Consider the following 20026-nt stretch of genomic DNA (forward strand, 5'->3'; position numbering starts at 1 on the left):
AAATATGCACAGCAACGAATACGTCCAGTTCTTCGACGGCGGCATCGAACCGAAACTCGAAAACCTCGGCGGCAAGGGCGCCTCCCTGGTCACCATGACGTCCGCCGGCATGCCCGTCCCGCCCGGCTTCGTGGTCACCACGGCCCAGTTCGACGCCTTCATGGAGGAAGCCGGCATCACCCGGGATATCCACCAGCTCCTCGCTGGACTGGACCCCGAGGACATGGGCCAGGTGGACAGGGTCTCCGCCGCGATCCGCGAGGACATCCGCTCCCGCCCGGTGCCCCAGGCCCTGCGCGAGCTCACCGTCACCGCCTACGAGTCCCTGATGTCCCGCTTCGAGGATCCCGTCCCGGTGGCCGTGCGCTCCAGCGCCACCGCCGAGGACCTCCCGGACGCCTCCTTCGCCGGCCAGCAGGACACCTACCTCTGGCTCGACGGCGTCAAGGCCGTCACCGAGCACATCCGCCAGTGCTGGGCCTCGCTCTTCACCTCCCGCGCCATCATCTACCGGCTCAAGAACAACATCCCGAACGAGGGCCTCTCGATGGCGGTCGTGGTGCAGAAGATGGTCAACGCCCGCGTCTCGGGCGTCGCCATCACCATGGACCCCACCAACGGCGACCGCTCCAAGATCACTATCGACTCCTCCTACGGCGTGGGGGAGATGGTGGTTTCCGGCCAGGTCACGCCGGACAACATCATGCTGGACAAGGTCACGCTGACCGTTGTCTCCGAACACCTTGGCGACAAGCACGCCGAACTCGTCCCGGACGCCGGTGCCGGCCGCCTCGTGGAGCGGGAGGTCGACGCCGAACGGCGCGGCCGGCGCAGCCTCACCGACGCCGAGCTCACCGCCGTCGCGCAGATGGCCAAGCGCGCGGAGAAGCACTACAAGTGCCCGCAGGACATCGAATGGGCCCTCGACGCGGACCTGCCCGACGGCGAGAACCTGCTCCTGCTGCAGTCCCGCCCGGAAACCGTGCACTCCTCGAAGCCGGCGGCGGTCAAGCAAACGGTGCCCTCGGGCGCCGGCGGCTATTTCAGCGGACTCAGCCCCGCGACTCCTGCGGCCGTGCCCGCATCCACGACGGCGCCAGGCGCCACACCGTCGTCGACGCCCCCGCCCTCAACCGGCGGCTTCAACCTCGGCAGCATCACAGCCTCGCTGCTGAAGCCGTCCTTCTAAACAGTTTTGACCCGCTAGTCCGCTCCGTCACCCAGGCCCAACGCCGAGCCCGTATTGAAAGGACCGCCATGTCCCTGAAGTCCTTCCCCAAGCCCTCCGAGCTTCCGGTTCCCGCCGGGGCCGAGGGCTGGGAAAAGATCTACCCGTACTATCTGGTCTTCCAGGACAAGCTCAAGGAGCAGGAGGATGCCAAGTTCTGGTTCTGCGACAGCCAGCACTGGCCCACCGTATTCAAGCCCTTCGAGACGATCGGCGGCGAGTTCGCGGTCAAGTGCCTGGGCCAGTACAACGCCCGGCACCTGATGATCCCCAACGCCAACGGCATCGAGTTCCGCGTCCACCTGGGCTACCTCTACATGTCGCCCATCCCCGTGCCGGAAGACCGGATCGCCGCCCGAGTGCCCCTGTTCGAACAGCGCGTGGGCCACTACTTCCAGAACTGGGACCAGCTCCTCAAGCAGTGGCACGTGAAGGTCAAGGGCACCATCGACGAGATGGAAACCATCTCCTTCCCCAGGCTCCCGGACATGGTCCCCATGGAGGACATCCTCTCCGGCAAGGGCAAGGACGGCTCCGAGAAGCTCCTGGAAAGCTACGACCGGCTCATCCAGCTGGCCTACCAGAACTGGCAGTACCACTTCGAGTTCCTCAACCTGGGTTACATCGCCTACCTGGATTTCTTCAACTTCTGCAAGCAGGTCTTCCCCAACATCCCGGACCAGTCCATCGCCACCATGGTCCAGGGCGTCGACATGGAGCTCTTCCGCCCGGACGACGAGCTCAAGCAGCTGGCCAAACTCGCCGTCGAACTGAAGCTGCAGACCCATTTCGGGAACACCGACGACGTCCACGCCACCCTGGCTGCCATCGCCGCCGCCCCCGGCGGGGACCGGTGGACCGCCCAGTACGAGGCCGCCAAGGACCCCTGGTTCAACTTCACCGTGGGCAACGGCTTCTACGGCCACGACAAGTACTGGAACGAACACCAGGAAATCCCGCTCGGCTACATCGCGGACTACATCCGCCGGGTGGACGAGGGCCAGGAAATCATGCGCCCGGTCGAGGCCCTGATCGCCGAACGCGACCGCATCATCGAGGAATACCGCGACCTGCTGGAAGGCGAAAACCAGGCCCTCTTCGACGCCAAGCGCGGGCTCGCCGCCACGGCCTACCCGTACGTGGAGAACCACAACTTCTACATCGAGCACTGGACCATGGGCGTCTTCTGGCGCAAGATCCGTGAGCTCAGCCGCATGATGCAGGCCGAGGGTTTCTGGACCGAACCGGACGACCTGCTCTACCTCGGACGCAACGAGGTCCGTGACGCGCTGTTTGACCTCGTCACCGGCTGGGGCGTCGGCGCCAAGCCGATCGGTCCGGACTACTGGCCGGCGGAGATTGAACGCCGCCGCGGGATCGTGGATGCGCTCAAGACCGCCCGGCCGGCCCCGGCGCTGAACACCCCGCCGGCATCCATCACCGAACCCTTCACCCGGATGCTCTGGGGCATCACCACCGAGCAGGTCCAGCAGTGGCTGGGCGCAGGTGTTGAAGTGGAGGGCGGCGGCCTGCGCGGCATGGCGGCCTCGCCCGGCGTCGTGGAAGGCCTGGCCCGTGTTGTCACCGACGCGGACCAGCTCTCCGAGGTCCAGCAGGGCGAGATCCTGGTCGCCACGGTCACGGCGCCGTCCTGGGGCCCGATCTTCGGCAAGATCAAGGCCACGGTCACGGACATCGGCGGCATGATGAGCCACGCGGCGATCGTCTGCCGCGAATACGGGCTGCCGGCCGTGACGGGCACCGGCTCGGCGTCCACCACCATCAAGACCGGCCAGCGGCTGCGGGTGGACGGCACCAAGGGCACGGTCCAGATCCTCGATGCGCTGATTCCCGATGCCGGGGAACCGGAGCTGCAGGTCGCCGGACCCGGGGCGCACAGCCACAGCCATGTCTGATCCGAACACGCTTCCCTCGAATATGTCCGCTGCGGAATATGACGGCCCCGGGCAGACAAGCCAAGCGGGCCGGCCCGCCCGCACTGTCCTGATCACCGGTGCCGCCGGCGGGCTGGGCCGGGCGTTCGCGCTCGGCTTCGCCCGCCGCGGCTACCGCGTGGCGGTAGCCGACGTCAACGTCCAGGGCGCCGAGGAAACCGCCAAACTTGTCCTGGATGCCGGGGCCGACGCGGCAGCCTTCCACGCCGACGTCACCAGCGTCGACTCCACCGAGACCCTCGCGAAAAGCTGCGCGGACTTCGGCAACGGGAGCATCGACGTCGTGCTCAACAACGCCGCCGTGTACGCGGGGGTGACCCGCAGCCCGTTCGAGGACATCGATCCGGCCGAATGGGACCTGGTGATGAACGTGAACCTCAAGGGACCCTGGCTCGTGACCCGGGCGGCCAGCCCGTACCTGCCCGAGGGCGGGCGCGTCATCAACCTCTCCAGCGCCACGATCTTCAGCGGCTCGGAACAGTGGCTGCACTACGTCGCCTCCAAAGGCGGCGTGGTGGCCCTGACCCGGGTGATGGCGAAGGAACTGGGCCGCCGGGGGATCACGGTCAACGCGATCGCGCCCGGCTTCACCCTCACCGAGGCCAGCTACGGGCTGATGGAGAACGCCGAGAACTACGGTGTGGACCGCGGCGCCATCAAGCGGGCCAGCCAGCCGGAGGACATTGTGGGCGCGGCGCTTTTCCTGGCCGGGCCGGACAGTTCCTACTACACGGGCCAGACCATGGTGGTCGACGGCGGCCGCCAGTTCATCTGACCGCACCCCGTACCCACCCACCTTTCCGCTTCAACCCCAAGGAGGACCAATGCCAACGGTTCATTTCACCGACGCCGAGGGCGCTGTCCGCGACGTTCAGGGCAACACCGGCGACTCCGTCATGGAAACCGCGGTGCGCAACGGCGTCCCCGGCATCGTCGCCGAATGCGGCGGCTCGCTGTCCTGCGCCACCTGCCACGTCTTCGTCCGCGAGGACTGCCTCGCGCAGCTCCCGCCGATGGAGGACATGGAGGACGAGATGCTCTACGGCACGGCCGTGGACCGCGAGGACAACTCGCGGCTGTCCTGCCAGCTCCGCCTCACGGACGAGCTCGAACTGTTCGTCACCACCCCGGAAACCCAGGTGTAGCCGTGAGCACCAACGCGGTTGAGCAGGCGGCCCCCGCCGCCCAGGCCGAGGGCGCAACGCCTTCGAGCACGCCGGCCCGCACCGGCCTGCTGATCATCGGGGCGAGCCAGTCCGGCGTCCAGCTCGCGGTATCCCTGCGGGCGCTCGGCTTCGACGAGCACATCACCTTGCTCGGCGACGAGGACCACCGGCCCTACCAGCGCCCCGCCCTGTCCAAGGAGTTCCTGCAGGGCACCGTGGAGAGCGAATCGCTGATCTTCCGCTCGAACGAATACTGGGCCGAACACAACGTGGACCTGGTCAAGGGCGAATTCATCGTCCGGATCGACAAGAACACGGACGGCTCCGGAACCGCGCATTCTTCCTCCGGCAAACAGTTCCCCTTCAAGCGCCTGGCCCTCACCGTGGGTGCCCGCGCCCGGAAACTGGAGATCGAGGGCGGGGACCTCGACGGCGTGCTGTACCTGCGCAATGCCGACGACGCCCTGGCGCTCAAGGCGCGGGTGGGCGATGCCAGCGATGTGGTGGTGATCGGCGGCGGATTCATCGGCCTCGAGGCCGCGTCCAGCCTGCAGAAAATGGGCAAGAACGTCACCGTCCTGGAGTTCGGCCCGCGGCTCGTCGGCCGCGCCGTCGGCGAGGAAACGGCCCAGTACTTCCTGCAGGCGCACCGCTCCCGCGGCCTGGACATCCGGCTCAGCGTGAGCGCCAGGCGCTTCATCGCGAACGACGCCCCGGGGGAGCGGCGCCCGGCGGTGGCCGGCGTCGAACTCGAGGACGGCACCGTGCTGCCCGCGCAGATCGTGCTGATCGGGATCGGCGTCATCCCCAATACCCAACTGGCCGAACAGCTCGGGCTGACGGTCGACAACGGGATCGTGGTGGACCGCTTTGCGCTGGCCTCCGACGGCACCACGGTGGCGATCGGCGACTGCGCCAACATGCCCAACCCGGTGCCCGGCTCCGCACCGGGAGAGCGGATCCGGCTCGAAAGCGTCAACAACGCGATCGAGCACGCCAAGGTGGCCGCGTATTCGCTCACCGGCCGGCGGGAGGAATATGCCGGCATTCCGTGGTTCTGGTCCAACCAGGCGGACCTCAAGCTGCAGATCGCCGGACTGTGCAACGGCTACGACCGGACCGTCCTCCGGCGCGACGAGGAACGCGGGAAATTCAGCGTCCTCTACTACCGCCACGGCCAGGTCATCGCCGCGGACTGCGTCAATGCGCCGCTGGACTTCATGGCCGTGAAGAACGCCCTGGCCAAAGGCCAGAACATCCCTGCCGAGGCTGCTGCCGATGCGGCCACACCCCTCAAGACGATCACGACAGACAGCTAACTGCACTCAGGCATTAAGTCTGCCGCCCCCGAAGGAGCATTATGACCACCCCCAAGACCCCGGTTGCCGATGCCGGCGGAGGCGCCGCCGCGACCACGGCTGCCGCCGCTGCCCATCCGGCGGCTGAAGCATTTGCCGCAGCGTACCCGGACCGGCCCGTTCCGGCAGCGGGACCGGTGGACACCTCGCCGATCGCCACGACGCCGGCAGCACTCGAGGAACTCGACGGAGTGTGGCGGGCCGTGGTGCAGGAGACCCGGACCCGCGGCAACGACATCCACCTGCCGATTTCCCTCGCCTTCGCCGAGCGGCTCTGCCGGGCCTACCCCGACGCCGACGCCGAACTTGTCCGCGTGGCCACGCTGCTGCACGACACCGGCTGGGCCCACGTGGACGAATCCCGGATCATCTCCGAAGGCTTCGCCGGCGACTGGCGCAAGGCCGCCATCCGCTACGAACACGAAAAGAAGGGCTGCGAGGTGACCCGCCGGGTCCTCCCCGGCCTGGGCTACCCTGCCGAGTTCGTGGAGCGCGTCTGCGACATCATCGACGGCCACGACACCCGCCCCGTGGCCCACTCCCTGGAAGACGCGCTGATGCGGGATGCGGACCGGCTGTGGCGCTTCGACCAGGCCGGGATCGCGCTTGCCTCATCCTGGTTCGGGATGGACCCGGCCACGTACACGGACAGGCTGGCCGCGGAAATCGTGCCGGAACTCATCACCGAGGCGGCCCGTGACATGGCCGTCGCGGACCTGGGCCGCTCCACGGCCCTGCTCAAGACGGCGGTGATCCGATGACCGCCACGCACCACGCAGGCACCTCCGGTGGGGCCCCGGCGGAGAGCCAGGCCGGGACCAAGGCCGGGACCAAGGCCGGGACGCCTGCCGGGACGCCTGCCGGGGTCCCGGCATCGGGGGAGGCGGCGGAAGCGCCGCCGTCGTCCGCTCCCGCCATGGCAGCGCGCGCCGCGCTCACCCTGCCGCACACCCACGTGGACAGCGTCTTCATCGACGGAGCCTGGACAGCAGCCCGCGGCACCGGCCGCAACCCGGTCACCGACCCCGCCACCGGCGAAGTGTGGGGCTCCGTCCCGGACGGCACCGCCGAGGACGTGGACGCCGCCGTCGCGTCCGCCCGGCGAGCCTTCGAAGGGGAGTGGCCGCGGCTGGCACCGTCCGAGCGTGCCGCCTATCTGCTGCGCATCGCCGAGGAAGTGGAAAAGCGCGCGGAGGACCTCTCGCTGACCAACACTCGGGAAAACGGTTCGCCCGTCTCCGAATCCTCGGGGGCGGCAGCGAATGCCGCGGGCATCTTCCGCTACTTCGCCACGCTCGCCGGCTACCTGGAGCGCGAGGATGTGCGCGCCTTCCCGCGCGGCGGCGGTGAATCCGTGGTGCGGCGTGACCCGATCGGCGTGTGCGCGCTGATCGCGCCATGGAACTTCCCCATCAACCTCGTTGTCATCAAACTCGCCCCGGCGCTGCTGGCCGGGTGCACCGTGGTGATCAAACCGGCGTCGCCCACGCCGCTGTCGCTCCGCGTGATCATCGACGCCGTGGCCGCTGCCGGAGTTCCGGCCGGCGTGGTCAACCTGGTCACCGGCTCCGGACGGCTGGGCGACGCGCTGGTGAAGCACCCTGGCGTGGACAAGGTGGCCTTCACAGGTTCGACGCCGGTAGGCCGGAAGATCGCGGCCGCCTGCGGGGAACTGCTGCGCCCTGTCACCCTGGAACTGGGCGGGAAGTCGAGCGCGATCGTGATGCCGGACGCCGATCTGGACGCCATGTCCAAGGTCCTGATCCGTTCGTCCATGCGCAACACCGGGCAGACCTGCTACATCTCCACCCGCATCCTGGCCCCGGCGAGCCGTTACGAGGAAGTGGTGGATATGGTGACCGCCACCATCGCTGCCGGGAAGCAGGGGGACCCGCTGGACCCCGGCACGGTGTTTGGTCCGTGTGCCACGGAATCGCAGTACCGGACCGTGCTGGAATATGTGGAGTCGGGACTGGCCGAAGGCGCCCGCGCCACCACCGGGGGCCGGGCGGCGGCCCTGGGCGGTGGGCTCGAGGGCGGGTACTTCGTGGAACCTACCGTGTTCGCCGACGTCACGCCGGACATGAGGATCTCCCGCGAGGAGATCTTCGGCCCGGTGATCTGCATCCTGAAGTACGACGACGCCGACGGCAGCGTTGATGAGGCGGTGGCGCTGGCGAACAACACCGAGTTCGGCCTGGGCGGGCTCGTGTTCGGGCAGGACCCGGCCGCGGCGCTGGCTGTGGCGGACCGGATGGACACAGGATCGGTGGGCATCAATTTCTTTGCCTCAAACCATGCCGCACCATTCGGCGGCCGGCACGACTCCGGCCTGGGCACCGAGTATGGCACCGAGGGCCTGAACGCCTACCTGAGCTACAAGTCGATCCACCGGAAGGTTTGACCGGGCGGCTCGACACGGTGACACCGGGGCCGCGGGACATGCCCTCCTCCGGCGCCCAGGGATGGGCATAAGCCCACTATGTCCATCGCTCAGGCGCAGCGCGGGGCATGTGCCAACGGGGCTGCGGGACATGCCCTCCTCCGGCGCCCAGGGATGGGCATAAGCCCACTATGTCCATCGCTCAGGCGCAGCGCGGGGCATGTGCCAACGGGGCCGCGGGACATGTCCGCTGCTGAGCGACAGCGCGGTGCATGTCCCCAGGGGCGCCGTGGCCAATGAGGGCCAGTCCTCAGCCGGACGGCTTGATGCCACGGATGGAGCCAAACACCGTGCGGTCTCAGTTCCGCGGAACCAGGGGCCACGGGACATGTCCTTCTCTGGTGCCAAGCAGTGGACATAAGCGCAATATGTTCCTTCCTGGGCCGCGCCGTGGAACATGTCCTGACCGGAAAGGGGACATGCTCATTGGTGGGCAACGCCGGGGAGCATGTTCGGGACAGGCAATCACTCTGTGGGGACATGCTCATTGCCTGGCAGCACCGGGGAGCATGTCCCGCGCGGGCATAGGCGCGGGCATGAGGGAAGGCGCGAGGGCGCCGGAGCCAGGCACTGTTGCGGTCCGCCACGCGCACCGGACCCCAAAGCCCGGCCTGAATACGGCCGGCCCTAGAATGGTCACAATGATGCCAGGACACATTACCGCAGCTCACGGAAAGAACGTGCTGAGCGTCAGCGCGGGCATCATCACATCGGTCTGGCAGCCCGGCTCCGTTGTCGACGTCCACGACGCCAAGGAGGCCATGCGGGCCGTCGAGCAGATCACCGGGGGAACCCCGATGCCAATGCTCTCTGAAATGACGGACGTGGAGATCAGCGCGGCCGCCAGATACGAGTTCGCCCAGACTGCAGGGGTCCTGGCGATTGCGGTGCTCGGATCCAGCACCGTGGATCGCGTAGTCGCGGCGGCAATGAAGCGGCACACCCGGTATCCCCACGAATTCTTCACGTCCAGGGACGACGCCATGGCATGGCTGAACAATTTCGCCGCCGGCGGCGGCAGCCGGCCCGAGGGCTATCCGGACGGCATCTCCGCCCTGACCTGACGGCCCTGACGTGACGGCCCTGACCTGACAGCCTCGGCCTGACAGCACCGGTGACGGTTACGCCTTATCAGCCGCGGCGGCCTCGGTTTCCTTGATCTGGAGATTGGTCGAAGCCCAGCTTGCCAGGAGCCGCAGAGCGTCCTCGGAAGCGGAACCGGGCTCGGCGTTGTAGACCAGCAGGGACAGCCCGGCGTCGGCCGAGATATCCAGTGCCTCGTACATCAGGTGGAGGTCCCCGACCACCGGGTGGCGGAGGTGCTTGAGCCCGGTGTAATGCAGGCGGACATTGTGCGCGGCCCAGAGGGTGCGGAATTCGTCGCTCCTGGTCGAGAGTTCGCCGACAAGGTCGGTCAGCCCGCGGTCGTAGGGGTCCCGGCCGGCCTCGGTGCGCAGGATCGCGACGGTGTCGTTCGCCGCACGCGCCCAGTCCGGGTAGAAGCTGTGCGAACGGGAGTCCAGGAAGATGAACCGGGCATGGTTGGCCGGCCGGCCAGGCCCCGCGTACATGTCCGAATAGAGGGCGTAACCGAGCGGGTTGGCCGCGAGGATGTCCATGCGCCCATTCCGGACAAAGGCGGGCGCGTTGGTGATGGCGTTCAGCGTCAGCTGAATGCTCCGCCGGACAGATTCGGCAGGACGGGGACGACGGCGGGTCAGGCTGCCCGGGGCCGCTGCCCGGGCCAGATCGAAAAGGTGCGCCCGTTCGGCGTCGTCGAGTTGCAGGGCCTTCGCCACAGCTTCCAGCACGCCCTCGGAAACGCCGGACAGGTTTCCCCGCTCCAGCCGGGTGTAATACTCGACGCTGACGCCGGCCAGCATGGCGACCTCACCGCGGCGCAGCCCCGGCACCCGGCGTTTGGCACCGTAGACCGGCAGCCCCGATTGCTCCGGGGTGATCTTCGCCCGGCGCGAGGCAAGGAATTCGCGGGTCGCGTCTCGATTATCCATGCCCTCAACGTTAGGCCTTACGGCTCTCTAAGGGAGACCCTGCCAGTACCCCTATCAGCAGGGACTCCCTCAGCTTGGTGGAAACGGGTTTGATGGATGGTGTTCCGTTGAACAACCCCCAACGACCAACAAGCAGGAGATTCATTGCTTACCGTCAATGCTTACGCATCCCCGTCCGTGACTGAGCCGCTCGTCCCCACCACCGTTGAGCGCCGCGACGTGGGCCCGCACGACGTCCTGATCGAGATCAAGTACGCCGGGATCTGCCATTCGGATATCCACACCGTCCGCGGCGACTGGGGTCCGCAGTCCTACCCGCTGGTCCCCGGCCATGAAATCGCCGGGATCGTCGCCGAGACCGGCTCCGCCGTCACCAAGCACAAGGTCGGGGACCGGGTCGGCGTCGGCTGCATGGTCAATTCCTGCGGCGAGTGCGTCAACTGCCGGGCCGGCGAGGAGCAGTACTGCCTGGCCGGCAACACCGGCACCTACGGTGCCGCGGACCGCGACGGCACCATCACCCAGGGCGGCTACTCCACCCATGTGGTGGTGACCGAGGACTTCGTGGTCACCATCCCCGAGGGCATCGAGCTCGACGTCGCCGCGCCCCTCCTCTGCGCCGGAATCACCACCTACTCCCCGCTGAACCACTGGGGCGCCGGACCGGGCAAGAAGGTCGCGATCGTCGGGCTGGGCGGTCTGGGCCACATGGCCGTCAAGATCGCCCACGCCATGGGCGCCGAGGTCACGGTCCTCTCGCAGTCGCTGAAGAAGCAGGAAGACGGACTGAAGCTGGGCGCGGACCACTACTACGCCACCAGCGACGAAAACACCTTCACGGACCTGGCCGGCACCTTCGACCTGATCATCAACACGGTCAGCGCCAAGATCGATATCAGCTCCTACCTCCAGCTGCTGACCCTTGACGGCGCCCTGGTCAACGTCGGCGCACCGGCCGAACCGCTCCCGGTCAACGCGTTCGCCCTCATCATGGGACGCCGCTCCTTCGCCGGCTCCATGATCGGCGGAATCAGGGAAACCCAGGAAATGCTCAACTTCTGCGCCGAGCACGGCCTGGGCGCCGAGATCGAGGTCATCCCGGCCGGCAAGATCAACGACGCCTACGAGCGTGTCCTGGCCTCGGACGTCCGCTACCGCTTCGTGATCGACACCGCGACCCTGAGCTAGGACCCGAGCTAGGACCTGAGTTAGGACCCCGGGCCAGAACTCCTGGCCGGGGCGGCGGGCCGCGCCCCCGGACGAAGATGCCGAAGCACGACGGCGAGCTGCCGGGGGCGCGGCCCCGGCCGCCGGCAAAGCAACACCGAACCGACACCCTGTGAGGAATGACAGTGGAACTCCGAGTCAAGAAGCCAAGCGTCAAGGGACCGGCGCACATGTTGGGGTCGCCGTAGTACTCGCCGAAAATCGGGCGGATATGGCTGAGGTAGGCTTCTGAGCTGGGAATCTGTGGCTCGTTGGAGGTCGTTCTTGGCTACGCAGGTGTTCGCGGATGGGGAGCTGGATCGGCTTCGGGGGTTCCCGGAGATCGGCCGGGACGAGTTGTTCCGGTTCTTCACCCTGACCCCGGCGGATGTTGCGTTCGTTGATCCCGGCCGGGGGCGTGGACCGGCTGACCGGCTCGGTTTGGCGGTGGCGTTGTGTACGTTGCCGTGGCTGGGGTTCGTGCCGGACAAGGTGTCTTCGGCGCCGCTGGTGGCGGTGGCCCGGCTGGCTGACCAGCTCGGTGTCGACCCGGACGAGTTGCAGTCTTACGGGCGGCGGGCGAAGACCCGGACCGAGCATCTGCGGCTGGTCGCAAAGTATCTGGGCTGGCGGCTGCCGACGACGATGGAGCTCAAGGAGCTGGATGAGTTCCTGCTGGCTCGGTCGTTGGAGCATGACTCACCGACGTTGTTGTTCCGGCTGGGATGCGAGTACTTGATCTCGGCGCGGGTGATCCGGCCTGGGCCGGTGACCGTGGTCGAGCGGGTTGCGCATGCTCGCGCCGAGGCTCAGCGGGAGACGTTCGACCGGTTGGCGCGTGAGTTTACCGATGCCCGGTGCGTCGCGTTGGACGAGCTGCTGGTGACCGACCCGGAGATCGGTATGACCCGGTTGCGGTGGCTGTCGACGGGCCCTGTCGAGGCGTCCCCGGCTGCGGTGAAAGCTGAGGTCGCCAAGCTGGAGTTTCTGCGTGGCTTGGGCGCGGACACCCTGGACCTGTCGGTGCTGCCCGCGGAGCGGCGCCGGTTCCTGGCCACGGTCGGGCGCCGGTTGACCGCGCAGGCGCTGGAGCGGCGCGATCCGCAGCGCCGTTACCCGATCCTGCTTACGGTGTTGGCGCAGTCGGCGGCCGATGTGCTCGATGAGGTCGTGCAGCTGTTTGACCAGGCCATTTCCGCGCGGGAGAGCAAGGCCGGGCGGAAGATGCGCGAGGCGCTTGCCGAGCGGGGCAAGGCCGGGGAGGACCGGCAGGCGCTGCTGGATGACCTGCTGGCCATCGTCACAGACCCGGCCGTGGCGGACGAGGAGGTCGGTGGGCTGATCCGTGGTGATCGGATTGGGTGGGCCCGTCTGCGATCCGCGGTGGCGCAGGCCGACCCGCGATTGCCGCGCGATCACGGGCTCCTCGCGGCCTTGGACGGCTCCTACGGGTATCTGCGGCAGTTCACCCCGCAGGTCCTTGCCGCGGTGACGTTCGGCGGCGGCACCGCCGCGACCGGGCTGCTCGAGGCTGTGGAGATCCTGCGCGGACTCAACGCCACCGGGGCCCGCCGCGTCCCGGCCGACGCGCCGACCGGGTTCGTGCCCGCGCGGTGGCGCGGCTACCTGGAGACCGCAGCCGCGTCCGGCAACAGCAGCGCCTACCGGCACTACTGGGAGCTGTGCACGCTGCTGGCCCTGCGCGACGGACTGCGGACCGGGGACGTGTTCGTGCCGGGCTCGCGCCGCTACTCTGACCCGGCCGCCTACCTGCTGACCGCCGACAAGTGGGCCAACCAGCGCGCCGAGTTCTGCCAGCTGGCGGGTAAGCCGGCCGACCCCGCCCGTGCGCTGGCCGCGGCGGAGGACGAGCTGGGTGAGGCGCTCGGCGAGCTGGAGGAGGTGCTGGCCGGCGGGGACGGGCCGGTCCGCCTGGACGAAGCCGGTGACCTGGTGATCTCGCCGTTGACCGCCGAGGACGTCCCGGCCGAGGCGACGGCGTTGAAGGCGGAGCTGACCGAGATGCTGCCGTTCGCGCCGATCGTGTCGTTGTTGATCGAGCTGGACAAACGGACCGGCTACCTGGACTGCTTCACCCACGCCGGCGGCAAGCAGGCGCGCAGCCCGGAGTTGAAGCGGAACCTGATCGCGGTGCTGATCAGCCACTCCACCAACCTCGGCCTGACACGGATGGCCCACGCGTGCGGCATCTCCTACGACGTGCTGGCCTGGACTGCCGAGTGGTATGTACGGGAGGAGACGCTGCGCGCGGCGAACCTGGCGCTCATCGACTACCACCAACGGCTACCGCTGACCCCGGTGTTCGGCACCGGAACACTGTCCTCATCGGACGGCCAGCGCTTCCCGACCCGCGGCAAGTCCGTCACTGCCAGGGCTCTCAGTAGGTATTTCGCGAACGAAGGGCTCTCGACGTACACGCACGTGACCGACCAGCACACCATCTATGGCACGAAGGTCATCGTCGCCACGAAACGCGAGGCCCATTACGTCCTCGACGAAATCCTGGGGAACGCGACCGACATTCCCATCACCGAGCACGCGACGGACACGCATGGGGTGACGTTGGTCAATTTCGCCCTGTTCGACCTGCTCGGACTCCAACTCTCGCCCCGCATCCGGGACCTGGGCAAGATCACCCTCCACCGTGCCGGACCCCGAGCTCAAGTCGAGGCAGACTATCCGAACACCGGGCCTCTGCTGACCCGCAAGCTGAACACCGACCTGATCGCCGAGCACTACGACGACCTGCTCCGGCTGGCCGGGTCGCTGAAGTTCGGGCACGCCACGGCGTCACTGCTGGTCGGCAAGCTGTCGGCGTCCGGGAGGCAGAACGCGCTGGCGGCGGCGCTGAAGGAATACGGGGCGCTGCGCCGCACCATCTACGCCGCGCGCTACCTCGCCGACCCTGCCTACCGGCGCAAGATTTCCCGCCAGCTGAATAAGGGCGAGTCGCTGCACGCACTCAAACGGGACCTGCTCTACGCCCACGAGGGCGCCGTCCGGGCGCGGCACCTGGAGCAGCAGACGGAGCAGGCGTGGTGCCTGACGCTGGTCACCAACGCCGTGGTGGCCTGGACGACGGAGTATTACGGCTTGGCGGTGGATTCGATGCGGCAGGCCGGGCGGCGCATCGACGACGAAGTCCTCGCGCACATCTCCCCGGCGCACAGCGAGAACGTCAACTTCTTCGGATCCATCGACGTGGACATCGAGGGCGAGCTGGCTCAGCTGGGACCGACCGGATACCGGCCGTTGCGTGTGCGCGACACCCTCTTCTGACACCAGGGGCCCGGCCGGGCGGCGCGGGGGCTGCTTAGCCGACGGCGTCGCGGCGTCACCTCCGGTCATTCGGATTCCCTCCGAAGAACCGCATCGCCGAGGCGCTGACCCTCTGGTGTCGTGTCCAGCCAGACGATCTCTCCTGGCATCACGAACGGATCAGTCCGGGCGCTCCAATCCTCTGCGATGCGCGCAATCGCTTGGGCGGTGCTGCACTCCCATGGGCGGTGGACAGAGCCGTCGTACTCACCCGGGATAAGGAGTCCGGTCACCACAAGTCGAGCTATCAGACCCACGGAGAGGTCGCGAAGGTCCTCGGGGTCTTCGAGCCCTGATCTCCGGGCGAGATCGATAACTTCCGCTGCCGTGACCCAATCGTCACTTGCTCTCGCGAGGAGATCCTCAGCAAGGGTCCGAGCGCTCTCCGGAGTTGTCATTTGGTGTGTACCTTCCGAATCGTGCCGTCTGGATACCTAATATCGATGGTGCGTCCGCCGCTCTTAGAAGCGTCACGGAGACCGATGCGGACGCCATCGGGACGTTCAATCCATGAACCCTTGTAGCCGGGGACCTCGATGGGCGTGCCGCCGCGAGACAGTGTGCCGTGCACGTCCTGGAGTTCGGCATCCGAGCGGACTGTTCGGACAGTCGACTGCCGCCCCTTCGACAACCCGTTGAGGACATCGTCAACCCCAGCGAGAGCCTCGTCGGCGCCCTTTGCGGCTGTTCCGGCACCTTTTAGGGCCTTGGCTCCGGCCGCTGCGCCTTTGATGAGCCTGCCGCCGGGGGGAATAGCTGCAGCCGAGAGGAGCGCCTCGGCAACCGCGTCGCCGCAGGAGCCTTTGCCGGTGTTGCACGTGTTGTAGGCCTGGATGGCTTTGGTTCCGGCGTGGACTGCGCCGGCGGCGATGGATATGCCTGCGGCAATGGCCGCAACGGGCGCTCCGACGCCGGTGCAGGCCGCCACGATGGCGACCACGCCTGCGACGTCGGAGACGATGCCGCTGACGTCCTGGACGTTGTTGAGGACGTCATCCCACGAGAACAGGCCGGTGGTGTCGATGTACCTCAGCGGGTTGGCTGCGGCGTAGGTGTAGGTTCCGGAGGTGCTGGTGGACGCGGCAGGGTCGGGTGCGAGGAACATGCCCACGGCGGGGTCGTATTGGCGGGCGCGCAGGTGGGTGAGGCCGGTGGGGTCCTGGTATTGGCCGAGCCAGCCCAGCGGGGGTGCGTTGGGGTTGTTCGGGCCGGTGGCCCGGGGCCGGCCGTAGGGTTCCCACGCACCGGCGGAGGTGACTGTCCCGGTGGCGTCGGTGACGGCGCGGATGGAGCCGAGCCGGTCCGGGTGCAGGTACGCGGCTGATCCGGCGGCGTCGTTGACGGTGAGGGGCTGGTCGCCGTTGGTGTAGTGCCGGAGGAGGGCGCCATTGGTATCCAGTTCATTGGTCAGCCGGTAGAACGGGTCCCATTCGAAGCTGGTTTTCGTGGTGCCGAGGGTGGCGCTGAGCCGCCGTCCGTCGCCGTCGTACTTGTAGCTCGTGGTTCCCGCGGCCGTGGTGGCTGTGGCGGTGCGTCCGCCCTTGGTGTAGGTGAAGGAGGTCGTCCCGGCGGTGAGTGCCTGGCCTTTGGTGTCGTAGGTGTAGTTGGTGGTGCCGCCGGGGGCTGTGGTCTGGGTGCGCTGTCCCTTGGTGTTGTAGCTGTGAGTGGTGGTTTGGCCGTTGCGGTTCTCGGTGAGGATGTTCCCGGCGTGGTCGTAGGTCCATTCCAGGATTTCGGTGCTGGTGGCGCAGGCGGTGGTGTAGCAGGCTTTGGTGAGCCGGTCGAGGGTGTCGTAGCTGAAGGTGTCGGTGGTGCCGTCGGGGCGTGTGATGCTGGCCGGGTTGTCGGCGGCGTCGTAGGCGTAGGTTTCATCCAGCAGGGTCGCGGCGGTGGTGGCGTCGGTGATCCGGGTGAGCCTGCCGAGCGTGTCGTAGGTGTGGGTGGCTGTGGATCCGTCGGCGCGGGTGACGGTGAGGGTGTTGCCCTCCGGGTCGTGGGTGTAGGCCGCGACGACGGTGGCGCCGTTCTTGACCTGGGTGACTCTGCCGTCAGCGTCGTAGGTGTAGCCGGTGACTGCCCCGTCGGGGCTGGTGAGCCCGGTGAGTCGGGAGCCGGCGTCGTAGGCGAGGGTGAAGGTCCGTCCGGCGCGGGTGACGGTGGTGAGCCGGTCGAGGGAGTCGTAGGTGTAGGTGGTGGTGCCGTTCGGGTCCACCATCGAGGCTCGGTTGCCGTTGGCGTCGTAGGTGTAGGTGACGTCGCCATCATTGCCGGGCGCATCGGTCTTGGTGAGCCTGCCGGCGGCGTCGTAGGTGTACGTGGTGACGGCGTTCTGCGGGTCCTTAATGCTGGCGATCTGGTTCCGCTTCGTGTAGGTGAGGGTGTAGGTGCCCAGCGGGTTCGTGACGCTGGTGGCCCGGTTGGCGGCGTCGTACTGGAAGGTTGTACTCCGGCCCAGGGTGTCGGTCATGGCGGTGATGTTGCCGTTGGCGTCATAGGCCGTCGCCGTGGGCGGAACAGTCAGGTCCGGGCCCTGCACGGAGGTGACCTGCCCGGCGGCGTCATATTGGTAGGTCGTGGAGCGGCCGGCGGTGTCGGTGGCCTTGGTGACCTGCCCGTCGGCGTCATATTCGACGGTTTCGAACTGGCCTGCCGGGTTGGTCGCCTTTACCGTTCGGCCGAGCGCGTCGTACTCGTAGCGCCAGGTGAACTGGTTTGGGTCCGCACCCGGGGCGTTGCCCCTGGGGGAGACCACGCCGGTCACCCGGCCGGCGGTGTCGTAGCCCATGGAGGTCACCGAGCCCAGCGGGGAGACGGACTTGGTGGGGTCCCCGTCCGCGCTGTATTCGAAGGTGCCGGTGTTTCCCAGCGGGTCCGTCGCCGAGGTGACGTTCCCGGCCGCGTCGTAGGCGAAGGACGCGGTCATGCTTCCGCCGGCCGGGTTGGGCCTGGTCAGCTGCGTGAGGTTGTTCGCCGCGTCGTATCCCCGGGTGCTGGAGTAGCCGCGGGCGTTGGTCGTGGTGGTGGGCAGGTGCGCGGTGTTGTAGTCAGATCTGACCGTCTGCGTGGTGCCCTGGAAGGACTTCACGTCCCCGGCGGCCGTGTAATTGATGGCGTTGCGCACCCCGTCAGGGCCGTGGGTGGCGATCAACCGCAGCTGGGTGTCGTACTCGTAATCGGTGGTGTTTCCCACCGGATCGACCCGGCGCTGCAGCACGTTCCCCGCGTAGACGTCCTTCCACACCCCGCCGCGCGGGTCCGTCATGGTCGCGGTCGAGGTCGCCGCCTCCCAGGCGAAGGCGCTGTGGTTGTTCAGTCCATCCCATTGATCGGCCACACGCCCGGAGAGCAGGTCATAGCCCGTCTTGACGATCGTGCGCCCCGAGGGGGCCTTGACCTCCGTCAGCCGGCTCCCGGCATCGTAGCTGTAGGTGGTGGTGCCGCCGAGGGCGTTGGTGGCCCCGGTCAGCAGCCCGTTCGTGTAGCTGTAGGTCACGGCCTGCCCGGCCGAGGTTTGGGCGCCGGTGATCCGCTCCGCGGCGGTGTCCCAGGTGAAGGTAATGGACCGGGTTCCGTCGGTGACCTGGGTCAGCCGGCCGCCGCCGTCGTAGGCATAGTTCGGGCCGCGGCCCTGGCCGTCGACCAGTGCCGTCAGCCGCCCGTCAGTGTCGAAGGAATGCACCAGCCCGGACCGGGTCGTCACCGCGAACGTCCCGTCCTGGTTGCGGACCAGGCCGGCCATCCCTCCCGTCGGCGCGGTGTAGCTGCCGTCGGGGTTCTGGGTGAATTTGATGCGCTGGCCGCTGCCGGCCTTCAGCACTGCCTCGGTGCCCTGCACGGTCAGGCGGATGTCGTAGCCCAGGCTCCAGCCCCGCCCGAACGGCCCCTCAGCAGAGTCCGTGGAGGTGTAGAAGCGGTTCAGGGTGAGGTTCCCGGTTTTCGAGGCAAGGCCAAGGTCGGACTCGGTATGTGTCAGGGCACCGATCGCGGTGTTCACCGGGTCGGCTTGCGAACCGACCGGCGCAGCTGCGAACTCCGAGCCCCCGTCGGGACCATACACCTGGCCGTCATCGACGGATCCGGCATAGGTTCCCACACCCGTAACGCCAGCAGACGGCATCGGCGGGGCCTCCGTCAATGCCGGCGTGACTGTCGTGAAGTAGCCTGTGATGGACAGCTTGCCCTGCTGCCCGCATGGGCTGCCGGAATCGAGCGCGTATTTCATCGCCGGAATGTACGTGGTGTTGAAATCAAAGCAGCCTTTTGGCGGGTCTTCCAGGACGTGGCCCCACCAGTTGTTGCTCAGGTCCTGGGGGTCCTGGTTTGACGGCTGATCCAGCGCCCCGCCGATCAGCGTGTTTCCCTGCATGTCCAGCTGCTGCCGGGTGGGCCCCGGTGTGGCGCCGGCGTAGATTGCCTTGGCGGCGTAATTGTCGTAGAACTTAACGGCCGACGGGGAAAGGAACCGCGCCGAATACCCGGTAAGACTGCTCTCGAAGACGTTGTCAGTGAAGGCACCGCTGCTGTCAGCGGTGACGCCGCAGTTGCCCTCATAGAACCTGTTATTGGCGACCCGGACGTCCCCGGCCCCGGAATTCACTGTCCCACCCGAGAACGGGGATTGCCGAAAATCGCTGTTCGTCACCGATAAGGATGCACCCGCGGAAACGGTCAGCTCCGCCGAGGGACCGCAAAGCCCACCTGTCCCATACCCTCCATACTGGAAGTAGGCCCGGTCAATCACGGACTGAGGCGCAGCGCTGTTCGTCAGACGGATTGTCTGCCAGTCTCCTTTGCCCGGAGTTGACGCTGGCCCGTCGCCGTTTGTATCCCCGGCGACCGAGTCGTCCTTGGCCGAGGTGAACACGATCGGCGCCGCGGCGGTACCACGTGCGATCAACTGGCCGTCGATCTGCAGTGTCGCGGTCTGGTTGCTGGAATTCCCGAGCTTGACCACCACGCCGGGTTCGATCGTGAGCCTTACCCCGGCGGCGACCTTTAGCGTGCCCTGGACCCAGTACGGCGACCCCGAAGCCGTCCACACCGTATCCGAGGACAGCGTCTGGCTAGAGAAGACCGTCGCGGCCCTCGCCGCAGGCAACGGTCCCGCAACACCAACAAGACCCGCCGGCCCCACCGCGACAGCGAGGAAGACCGCCAGCCACAGTTGTATCGCTGGCAACGGACGGGCTTGTCCGGCCGGCCTAATCGGCGGCGCAACAGCAGGGCGGAAAACGAAAGGCAGGAGCGAACGCCGGACAGACCTCATCATCCTCGAGCTTTCTACGAAGCAGATACAAGCGATCCACTATCACGAAAGCC

Annotated in this window: 13 protein-coding genes; 10 read left to right on the top strand and 3 right to left on the bottom strand. The window is 67.6% G+C overall.

Going from position 1 to position 20026, the window contains the following annotated elements; translation table 11 throughout:
* Positions 1 to 4: 4 nt before the first annotated feature.
* The 8 genes from LDO15_RS00865 (at position 5) to LDO15_RS00900 (ending at position 9214) form a co-directional block, all read left to right on the top strand.
* Positions 5 to 1189, top strand: a complete 1185-nt coding sequence (locus tag LDO15_RS00865; RefSeq protein WP_223982967.1) for a PEP/pyruvate-binding domain-containing protein — start codon at positions 5 to 7, stop codon at positions 1187 to 1189.
* Positions 1190 to 1257: 68 nt separating this feature from the next.
* Positions 1258 to 3144, top strand: a complete 1887-nt coding sequence (locus LDO15_RS00870; RefSeq protein WP_223982969.1) for a PEP-utilizing enzyme — start codon at positions 1258 to 1260, stop codon at positions 3142 to 3144.
* Positions 3137 to 3958 carry an SDR family oxidoreductase gene (locus LDO15_RS00875; protein ID WP_223982971.1) on the top strand — a complete coding sequence of 274 codons (822 nt, stop codon included), beginning with the start codon at positions 3137 to 3139 and terminating at the stop codon, positions 3956 to 3958. The genes LDO15_RS00870 and LDO15_RS00875 overlap by 8 nt, the downstream gene beginning before the upstream one ends.
* Positions 3959 to 4007: 49 nt before the next feature.
* Entirely contained in the window at positions 4008 to 4328 is a 321-nt protein-coding gene (locus LDO15_RS00880; protein ID WP_223982973.1) for a 2Fe-2S iron-sulfur cluster-binding protein, read from the top strand.
* 2 nt (positions 4329 to 4330) lie between these two features.
* The gene (locus LDO15_RS00885) at positions 4331 to 5668 is read left to right on the top strand and encodes an FAD-dependent oxidoreductase (RefSeq protein WP_223982975.1); all 1338 of its coding nucleotides are present in this window, start codon (positions 4331 to 4333) and stop codon (positions 5666 to 5668) included.
* A 41-nt stretch (positions 5669 to 5709) separates the two neighbouring features.
* Positions 5710 to 6468 (top strand): HD domain-containing protein, encoded by a 759-nt coding sequence (locus tag LDO15_RS00890; RefSeq protein ID WP_223982977.1) that lies wholly within the window; start codon positions 5710 to 5712, stop codon positions 6466 to 6468.
* On the top strand, positions 6465 to 8111 hold the full coding sequence (locus LDO15_RS00895; protein ID WP_223982980.1) for an aldehyde dehydrogenase family protein: 1647 nt from the start codon (positions 6465 to 6467) through the stop codon (positions 8109 to 8111). The genes LDO15_RS00890 and LDO15_RS00895 overlap by 4 nt, the downstream gene beginning before the upstream one ends.
* A 680-nt stretch (positions 8112 to 8791) precedes the next feature.
* Positions 8792 to 9214 carry an STAS/SEC14 domain-containing protein gene (locus tag LDO15_RS00900; protein WP_223982983.1) on the top strand — a complete coding sequence of 141 codons (423 nt, stop codon included), beginning with the start codon at positions 8792 to 8794 and terminating at the stop codon, positions 9212 to 9214.
* A gap of 57 nt (positions 9215 to 9271) precedes the next feature.
* Here LDO15_RS00900 and LDO15_RS00905 read toward each other — a convergent pair whose 3' ends face one another.
* A complete protein-coding gene (locus LDO15_RS00905; RefSeq protein ID WP_223982986.1) occupies positions 9272 to 10162 on the bottom strand; it encodes a helix-turn-helix transcriptional regulator in 891 nt (296 codons plus the stop codon).
* 144 nt (positions 10163 to 10306) lie between these two features.
* On the opposite strand from LDO15_RS00905, the gene LDO15_RS00910 reads away from it, so the two are divergent.
* Positions 10307 to 11350, top strand: coding sequence for an NAD(P)-dependent alcohol dehydrogenase (locus LDO15_RS00910; RefSeq protein WP_223982990.1), 1044 nt, complete (start codon positions 10307 to 10309; stop codon positions 11348 to 11350).
* 303 nt (positions 11351 to 11653) lie between these two features.
* Positions 11654 to 14668, top strand: coding sequence for a Tn3 family transposase (locus LDO15_RS00915; RefSeq protein WP_223982993.1), 3015 nt, complete (start codon positions 11654 to 11656; stop codon positions 14666 to 14668).
* A gap of 65 nt (positions 14669 to 14733) precedes the next feature.
* On the opposite strand, the gene LDO15_RS00920 is transcribed toward LDO15_RS00915, so the two are convergent.
* Both LDO15_RS00920 and LDO15_RS00925 read right to left on the bottom strand, forming a co-directional pair.
* The gene (locus LDO15_RS00920; protein WP_223982996.1) at positions 14734 to 15105 is read right to left on the bottom strand and encodes a hypothetical protein; all 372 of its coding nucleotides are present in this window, start codon (positions 15103 to 15105) and stop codon (positions 14734 to 14736) included.
* Positions 15102 to 19886, bottom strand: coding sequence for a DUF6531 domain-containing protein (locus tag LDO15_RS00925; RefSeq protein ID WP_223982999.1), 4785 nt, complete (start codon positions 19884 to 19886; stop codon positions 15102 to 15104). Before LDO15_RS00925 ends, LDO15_RS00920 begins: the two co-directional genes overlap by 4 nt.
* Positions 19887 to 20026 lie beyond the last annotated feature (140 nt).

Source organism: Arthrobacter sp. NicSoilB8, assembly GCF_019977355.1.
In the GTDB taxonomy this organism is placed as follows: domain Bacteria; phylum Actinomycetota; class Actinomycetes; order Actinomycetales; family Micrococcaceae; genus Arthrobacter.

Coding starts and splice junctions, on each gene's coding strand:
- LDO15_RS00900 (WP_223982983.1), top strand. CDS start 8,792: ATGATGCCAGGACACATTACCGCAGCTCACGGAAAGAACGTGCTGAGC.
- LDO15_RS00870 (WP_223982969.1), top strand. CDS start 1,258: ATGTCCCTGAAGTCCTTCCCCAAGCCCTCCGAGCTTCCGGTTCCCGCC.
- LDO15_RS00920 (WP_223982996.1), bottom strand. CDS start 15,105: ATGACAACTCCGGAGAGCGCTCGGACCCTTGCTGAGGATCTCCTCGCG.
- LDO15_RS00895 (WP_223982980.1), top strand. CDS start 6,465: ATGACCGCCACGCACCACGCAGGCACCTCCGGTGGGGCCCCGGCGGAG.
- LDO15_RS00880 (WP_223982973.1), top strand. CDS start 4,008: ATGCCAACGGTTCATTTCACCGACGCCGAGGGCGCTGTCCGCGACGTT.
- LDO15_RS00865 (WP_223982967.1), top strand. CDS start 5: ATGCACAGCAACGAATACGTCCAGTTCTTCGACGGCGGCATCGAACCG.
- LDO15_RS00875 (WP_223982971.1), top strand. CDS start 3,137: ATGTCTGATCCGAACACGCTTCCCTCGAATATGTCCGCTGCGGAATAT.
- LDO15_RS00890 (WP_223982977.1), top strand. CDS start 5,710: ATGACCACCCCCAAGACCCCGGTTGCCGATGCCGGCGGAGGCGCCGCC.
- LDO15_RS00905 (WP_223982986.1), bottom strand. CDS start 10,162: ATGGATAATCGAGACGCGACCCGCGAATTCCTTGCCTCGCGCCGGGCG.